The organism is Nocardioides dubius (assembly GCF_039528155.1).
Lineage (GTDB): Bacteria > Actinomycetota > Actinomycetes > Propionibacteriales > Nocardioidaceae > Nocardioides > Nocardioides dubius.
In genome coordinates this window covers 181,493-189,110 of the sequence record NZ_BAAALG010000013.1, presented here as the reverse complement: position 1 = coordinate 189,110, position 7,618 = coordinate 181,493, and the positions used below count along the sequence as shown (strand labels likewise).

The following is a 7,618-nucleotide window of genomic DNA, read 5'->3' as shown; positions in this document are numbered from 1 at the left end:
CTCGTCATCCGCGGCCACTCGGGCCGGGTGCGGTCACAGGGGCGCGGTCACAGGTGTGCGGTCACAGTTGCGAGGTCAGCTCCGCAGCGCTGATCACCTGCACCACGGCCGGCGCGTCCTCGGCGTAGGAGTGCTTGGAGCCGCCGCCGAAGAAGTAGTTGATCCCGATGAAGTTGAACAGCAGGGTGACGAAGCCGATCAGCGCCACGATCGCGGCGTTGCGGCCCTTCCAGCCAGCGGTGACGCGGGCGTGCAGGTAGGCGGCGTAGACGACCCAGGTGATGAAGGCCCAGACCTCCTTTGCGTCCCAGCCCCAGTAGCGCGACCAGGCGACCTGCGCCCAGATCGGGCCGGCGATCAGCACCGCGAAGGTCCACACCGGGAACGCGAAGGCGTGCAGCCGGTAGGCGAGCCGGTCCAGCGACTTCGACGACGGCACCCGGGCCAGGATCCCGGTCCGGGGAACAGCCTGCGCGGCCGCGACGTCGCCGCCGCCACCCACGGGGACCAGCTCGGCCTCGCGCACCGCGATCCGCTTCTCCTGCCGCTCCTTGATGAGGAACAGGATCGAGACCAGACCACCGAGGGTGAAGATGCCGGTGGCGAGCACCGCAGCCGAGACGTGGATGACCAGCCACGGCGAGCTCAGCGACTCGGCCAGCGGCGCGACCCGGTCGTGCAGCAGGATCATCGCGACCATCAGCGTGATCCAGACCAGGCCGACCACCCACAGCGAGAGCCAGTCCAGGCGGTACTTGCGGTAGAAGACCAGGAAGGCCAGCACCACCACGAAGGACGAGCTCAGCACGAACTCGTACATGTTGCCCCACGGCACCCGGTTCGGGTCGGCGGCCATGCCGCGCCCGACCAGGGAGACCAGGTGCACCGCACAGCCCAGGCCGGTCAGCAGGAGGCCGAAGCGGCCCCAGACGGCGACCTGACCCGACTGCGGGGTCTCGTCTGCCGGAAGCTTCCGCAACGACGCCCACTGGGCCGAGTACGAGAGCAGCGCCAGGAAGTAGACGACGCCACAGACGGTCGCCGCCTGGTCGCTCAGCGTCTCCCACGCTTCGTTGGTCACAACTCCTCCTTCACGGTCTCGCCCTTGAGTGCGGCGACGACCTCGACGATCTCTTCTCCGACCTCGCCGCCGCTGGAGCGGTCGAGCGCGGCCACCTCGACGACGGTCGACCCGTCGTCCTCACGACGTGCCCGCACCCACATCCGGCGGGGGCGGATGAACAGCGACGCCAGCAGGCCGGCGAGCGCGGCGATCATGCCGCCCAACGCCACCATCTTGCCCGGGGTCTGGCTGATCTGCACGCGCACCCAGGGCTTGATGTCCTCGAACGTCACCGAGCCGGCGCCGTCGGGCAGCTCCACCGTGGAGGTCTCGCAGCGAGCGTTCTCCTCGCCGTCGATCTTCGCCGGGCAGAGGTCGACGCGGAACAGGTTCTCGGTGGTGCCACCGAGCAGCTTCATATTGGTCTTGTCGAGCACGTAGACCGACTGCGATCCGCTGGCCAGCCCGAGGTCGCCCACGTAGGCCTGCATCGAGATCAGCGGGTTGCCCAGCGACCCGAAGACCGAGCCCAGGTTGTTCGGGTCGCCCGAGTAGGTCGGGTACAGCATGCCCTCGAGGCCGATCTGCGGGGTGGCGCCGGACGCCTTCACCACGCCGAACGAGGTGAAGGTGGCCTGGTCCTCGGGCAGGAACGGCACCGGGCCGGACGAGACGATCTCGCCCTCGCCGTCGCGCACCGTGATCACGGGGGCATAGCCGTGCCCGATCAGGAAGACGTCGGTGCCGTCCACGCTGAGCGGGTGGTTGACCCGCAGGTCGTAGCTCTTCTCCTCGGCCCCGGGCTTCTCGGTGTAGCGGATGCCGGCGACGAACTTGCGGGCCATCCCGTAGCGCGGGTTGGTCGGGTCGTCGATCCACTCGACGTCGAAGTCGTCGACGGTGAACCGGAACGGGTCCAGGTCCTCGACGCCGACGAAGCGACCGGCCTTGAAGTCGTCGTACTGGGTGAGGTTGTTGGAGAAGCTGCCGTCCTTCCAGACGATCACACCGCCCTGGTAGCCCATCAGCGAGCCCATCGCGACCCCGGCCAGCACCACCAGCAGCGCGCCGTGGAAGACCAGGTTGCCCGCCTCACGCAGGTAGCCGCGCTCCGCGGAGACGGCGCCGTCCGCGACGACCACCCGGAAGCGGCGCTTGCGCAGCACCTCGGCGGCGCGCTCCAGCACCTCGTCGGTGGGGGCGTCGGTGAGGTAGCTGTCGCTGTCCGGGAGCCGGGTCAGGTTGCGCGGTGCCTTCGGCGGGGCGGCGCGGAAGCCACGCCAGTAGACCCGGAGCCGGGGCAGGATGCAGCCCACCAGCGAGACCACCAGCAGCAGGTAGATCGCGCTGAACCAGACCGAGTCGTAGACCGAGAAGAGGCCGAGCTTCTCGTAGATCGGGGTCAGGTCCGGGTGGTCGGCCTTCCAGTTGTTGGCGCGCATCGCGTCGACGTCGCTCTGCGGCACCACGGAGCCGGGGATCGCGGCGAGCGCCAGCAGCAGGAGCAGGATCAGCGCGGTCCGCATCGAGGTGAGCTGGCGCCAGGCCCAGCGCATCATCTCGACGAAGCCAAGGTCAGGGGCAGCCATCACACACTCGTTTCAAAGCCCAGGATCAGATTGACCTGCAGCCACTTGACGATCCAGTCCCACCAGCCGGTGACCAGCAGCAGTCCGACGATCACCATCATGGCGCCGCCGATCCGGGTCACCCACACCTGGTGACGCCGGATGAACGCGAACGCGCCCAGGGCCCGGCGGTAGGCCACCGCAGCGAGCACGAAGGGAAGTCCCAGCCCGATGCAGTAGACCGCGGAGAGCACGGCGCTGCGGGGGGCGGTGGCCTCGTTGACGCCGAGCGTCAGGATCGCGCCCAGCGTCGGGCCGATGCACGGGGTCCAGCCGAGGCCGAAGAGGAAGCCGAGCAGCGGCGCGGCGGCCAGCCCGACGGCCGGCACCTTGTGGATGCGCACGTCGCGCTGCAGGAACGGCAGCAGGCCGGCGAAGGCCAGGCCCATCACGATCACCAGGATGCCGAGGATCAGCGTCATCGTGTCGCGCTGCTCGATCAGGAACGAGCCGAAGTAGCCCGAGAGCGCACCGAGCCCGATGAAGACGACCGAGAAGCCGAGCACGAAGAGCACCGCGCCGGTCACCATCCGGCCGCGGCGAGCGTCGGCGAGGTCGGCGCCGGAGAGGCCGGTGGCATACGAGAGGTAGCCGGGCAGCAACGGGATCACGCAGGGCGAGAAGAAGGAGACCAACCCTGCCAGCAGGGCCACCGGCAGCGCGACGATCAACGAGCCGGACAGGACCGACTCGGTGAAGAAGTCAGCCATCCTCAGCGACGACCTTCTCGATCATGGAGACGAGCGTCTGCTTGGTCGGCAGCACCCCGATCACGCTGGCGGCGACCCGGCCCTCGCGGTCGAGCACCATCGTGGACGGCGTCGCGGAGATCGGCAGCGAGCCGTCGAAGGCGAGCAGCTTCTCCCCCGACGGGTCGTAGAAGGACGGGAACGGGACGTCGTACTGGCGCTCGTAGGAGCGCGCGGTGGCAGCCGAGGAGTCGCGCACGTTGATCCCGACGAAGGCGACGTCGTCACCGATCGTCTCCTCCGCGGCACCGACCACGTCGGCAGCCTCGGCATGGCACTCGCCGCACCAGTTGCCCCAGACGTTCATCACCACGACCTTGCCGCGGAAGTCGGCGAGGTCGAGGTCGTTGCCGTCGAGGTCCTCGCCGGTGATCGAGACCGCCGAGCCGCGGTCGCCCGCGTCGAGCTCGGTGACCCGGCCGTCGCTGGTGACGTAGCCCTTGTCGCCGGTGCCCTCCAGGCCGGAGCAGCCGGCGAAGCTGACCGCTACCAGGACGGCAGCAGCCACCGCACGCAGAACAGGTCGCCTGGCCATGATCAGGGCCGGTGCTCTTCGGGGGCGTTGCCTGCCGAGAACGGCGCCGCCTTGTCCCGGGCGGGGATCAGGTGGCCGGCCGGCTCGGAGTAGGAGAGCGAGGTGAGCTTGTCGCCCTCGAAGTGCAGCGAGGTGAGCGAGCACAGGGTGCACTGCCGCTTGCGCGGGTCGTGCAGGTAGGAGCGCTTCTCCACGAAGAGCCGGGTGGTCCAGATCGGCAGCTGGTGGCTGACGATCACGGCCTCGTGGCCGCGGGCGGCGTCACGCGCGTCGTAGACCGCCGCCATCATCCGGGCCGCGAGCTCCTTGTAGGGCTCGCCCCACGACGGCTTGAACGGGTTCCACAGGTGGATCCAGGCGGACGGCTGGCGCAGCGCGCCGTCGCCGACGCCGAAGCGCTTGCCCTCGAAGTAGTTCTCCGACTCGATCACCCGGTCGTCGGTGGTGATGTCGAGGCCGAAGGTCTGCGCGAGCGGCGCCGCGGTCTCCTGGGCGCGCTCCAGCGGCGAGACCCGGAGGTGGGTGACGTCGCGGTCGGCGATCGCCTCGGCCACGGTGGAGGCCATCTGCCTGCCCAGCTCGGAGAGGTGGTAGCCCGGCATCCGGCCGTAGAGCACGCCCTCGGGGTTGTGCACCTCGCCGTGGCGCATCAGGTGGACGGTGGTCTTGTCGCTCATGCGTTCTCGCTTTGCTTGGTGCGCGCCCAAGCGGAGCGCGCGCGGTGAGTCGTCGGGACGGCGGTCATGCGGTCGCTGCACCGTCCAGGGCCCGGGCGGCGGCCTCGGCGGCCGGCCCGAACGCGTCGAGGACGGTCTGCACCGCGTGGTCGTCGTGGGCAGCGGAGAGGAACCAGGCCTCGTACGCCGACGGCGGCAGGTGCACGCCGGCGTCGAGCATGCTGTGGAAGAAGGCGGCGTGCGCGGCGACGTGCTGGGTGCCGGCGTCGTCGAAGTCGCGGACCTCGTTCTCGGTGAAGAAGACGGAGAACATGGTGCCCGCGCTCTGCACCCGGTGCGGGACGCCGGCCGCGGTCAGGGCGGCTGCGGCACCGGCCTTGATCACCTCGCCGGCAGCGCTGATGTGCGCGTACACCTCGTCGGTGGCCAGACGCAGCGTGGTCAGTCCGGCGGTGGTCGCGATCGGGTTCCCGGACAGGGTGCCGGCCTGGTAGACGCCGCCCTGCGGAGCCAGGTGGGCCATCACGTCGGCGCGACCGCCGAACGCGGCGGCCGGGAAGCCACCGCCCATCACCTTGCCGAAGGTGACGAGGTCGGGGCGCCAGCCCTCGACGGCGCCGTCCAGGCCCCACTGGCCCTGGCGCGAGGCCCGGAAGCCGGTCATCACCTCGTCGGAGATGAACAGCGCCCCGTTGGCCGCGCAGGTCTCGGCGAGGAACTGGTTGAAGCCCGGCTCGGGCGGCACGACGCCCATGTTGCCGGGGGCGGCCTCGGTGATCAGGCAGGCGATCCGGTCGCCGTGCTCGGCGAAGGCCTGGGTGACGGCGGCGCGGTCGTTGTAGGGCAGCACCAGGGTGAGCGCGGTGGCGGAGTCCGGGACGCCCGGGGTGCCGGGGACGCCGAGGGTGACCAGGCCGGAGCCCGCCGCGACCAGCAGCGAGTCCACGTGGCCGTGGTAGCAGCCGGCGAACTTCACGATCATGTCGCGGCCGGTGAAGCCGCGGGCGAGCCGGATCGCGGACATGGTGGCCTCGGTGCCCGAGGAGACGAAGCGGACCCGCTCGACCGGCGTCCGGGAGACGATCTCCTCGGCCAGCTCGACCTCCGGCACGGTCGGGGTGCCGTAGGAGGTGCCGCGCGCGACCGCGGCGTTGACGGCGGCCAGCACCTCGGGGTGGGCGTGGCCGAGCAGCATCGGGCCCCAGGAGCAGATCATGTCGACGAGCTCGTTGCCGTCGGCGTCGGTGAGCCAGGCGCCGCGGGCCGAGGTGATGAAGCGCGGCGTGCCGCCGACCGCGTTGAACGCCCTCACCGGCGAGTTGACGCCTCCCGGGGTGACGGCGGATCCCCGCTCGAAGAGAGCCTGGGAGCGCGCGGAGACGGCAGACGTCGGAGAACTCACCGCAACATCATCGCCGACGCCTCCAACTGGCGCACATCGGCGAAGCAGGCCCCTCGGAAACCGTGTGACCCAGATCGCGTCATGGCCTCCCGGGGGCGCCGTCTCCTAGGTGAGCACGGGGAGAAGGCGCCCGAGAAACGAGAAAGTTTCCCGAACGGGATGTGTTACGTAACTCACTGTGACACCATTCGTTGATCAGGTGCCTGTGCTTGAGGGAGCGGGGCGTTGTAAGTACACACAGCACACTGGGGAGATCCGCACATCATGAGCAAGACACGCTTCAGCCGTGGGCAAAAAGCCACGGCACTCGTGCCGCTGGCCCTGCTCTCGACGGCCTGGACGGCAAGTCTGATCGGTGTCGGCGGCAGCGCCGTCGCCATTGCGGCCGACGAGCGCGACGCGCTTCCCGACGGCGCCACGGTCCCGGCCGAGGCGATCGAGGATCCGGCCAGCTACTCCCAGCCGGGCAGCATCGGCCTGGGCGTGCCGGAGCGCGAGGGCAACTCGATCGTGCGCACCTCCTCCACCAGCGGCATCCCCTCGGCTGCGCTCGCCGCCTACCAGCGGGCCGCGACCGTGATCAACGCCGCCGACAAGACCTGCCAGCTCGACTGGCAGCTGGTCGCGGCGATCGGCCGGGTCGAGTCCGACCACGGTCGCTACGGCGGCAACACGCTGGGCACCGACGGCGTCTCGCGCCCCGGCATCTACGGCATCCCCCTGGACGGCAACAAGAACACCCAGGAGATCCGCGACACCGACGCCGGCCAGTTCGACAACGACGAGGTCTACGACCGCGCGGTCGGCCCGATGCAGTTCATCCCGACCACCTGGTCGTCGGTGGGCGTCGACGCCGACGGCGACGGCAAGCGCAACCCGCAGGACATCGACGACGCCGCCCTGGCGACCGCCGTCTACCTGTGCGCCGGCACCGACGACCTGGGCACCGACCAGGGCCGTCGCAGCGCCGTGCACCGTTACAACCACTCCGACAAGTACGTCGACCTGGTGCTGCGGATCCGCGACGCCTACCTCGACGGCGACTACACCGCGGTCCCGAACAACACCACCTCGGCGATCAACTTCACCCCGGACTACTCGCTGACCTCGCCCAACCTGGGCAACCAGCTGGCCACCAAGGGCCCGAAGACGACCAACCCGAGCACCAGCACCCCGGGCACCGCACCCACCCAGCCGGGCAGCACGCCCACCGAGCCGGGCAGCACGGACGGCCCCGGCGGCCTCCCGGGCACCGACTCGAAGGACGACGACAGCCCGATCAAGAAGGCCACCAAGCCGGTGCGCGACGCCCTGGCCCCGGTCGTCGACGGCGTCGTCAAGCCGGTCGACAACCTGATCACCAAGGCGCTGGCCGGCACCCTGTGCGTCCCGGCGATCGTGGTCGGCAAGTACGACCAGTGCGTGAGCATGCTCGTCGGCAAGGAGAACGACGCCGGCATCATCACCTCGGTGCTGCGGGCCCTCGGCCTCGCCAACTAGCCCGAGGGCGCACAAATAGCCGCCGAGATTGCAGAAATGGCAGGCGAAGGCGCAGACACCAACG

General features: G+C 70.1%; 7 protein-coding genes. 1 reads left to right on the top strand and 6 read right to left on the bottom strand.

The features are described 5' to 3' along the window. Positions 1–61: 61 nt before the first annotated feature. The 6 genes from ccsB to hemL form a co-directional block, all read right to left on the bottom strand. The gene (gene ccsB / locus ABD151_RS18060) at positions 62–1,081 is read right to left on the bottom strand and encodes a c-type cytochrome biogenesis protein CcsB (RefSeq protein ID WP_343996209.1); all 1,020 of its coding nucleotides are present in this window, start codon (positions 1,079–1,081) and stop codon (positions 62–64) included. Beyond that, a complete protein-coding gene (resB, locus tag ABD151_RS18055) occupies positions 1,078–2,652 on the bottom strand; it encodes a cytochrome c biogenesis protein ResB (protein ID WP_343996208.1) in 1,575 nt (524 codons plus the stop codon). Before resB ends, ccsB begins: the two co-directional genes overlap by 4 nt. Then, positions 2,652–3,401, bottom strand: coding sequence for a cytochrome c biogenesis CcdA family protein (locus tag ABD151_RS18050; RefSeq protein WP_343996207.1), 750 nt, complete (start codon positions 3,399–3,401; stop codon positions 2,652–2,654). Before ABD151_RS18050 ends, resB begins: the two co-directional genes overlap by 1 nt. Further along, on the bottom strand, positions 3,394–3,948 hold the full coding sequence (locus ABD151_RS18045) for a TlpA disulfide reductase family protein (RefSeq protein ID WP_343996206.1): 555 nt from the start codon (positions 3,946–3,948) through the stop codon (positions 3,394–3,396). The genes ABD151_RS18050 and ABD151_RS18045 overlap by 8 nt, the downstream gene beginning before the upstream one ends. Before the next feature lie 29 nt (positions 3,949–3,977). Further along, positions 3,978–4,652, bottom strand: coding sequence for a histidine phosphatase family protein (locus ABD151_RS18040; RefSeq protein WP_343996205.1), 675 nt, complete (start codon positions 4,650–4,652; stop codon positions 3,978–3,980). A gap of 64 nt (positions 4,653–4,716) precedes the next feature. Beyond that, complete coding sequence (gene hemL, locus ABD151_RS18035) at positions 4,717–6,054, bottom strand: glutamate-1-semialdehyde 2,1-aminomutase (RefSeq protein ID WP_343996204.1); 1,338 nt, start codon at positions 6,052–6,054, stop codon at positions 4,717–4,719. A 264-nt stretch (positions 6,055–6,318) separates the two neighbouring features. On the opposite strand from hemL, the gene ABD151_RS18030 reads away from it, so the two are divergent. Beyond that, the gene (locus tag ABD151_RS18030; RefSeq protein WP_343996203.1) at positions 6,319–7,554 is read left to right on the top strand and encodes a lytic transglycosylase domain-containing protein; all 1,236 of its coding nucleotides are present in this window, start codon (positions 6,319–6,321) and stop codon (positions 7,552–7,554) included. Positions 7,555–7,618: the final 64 nt, after the last annotated feature.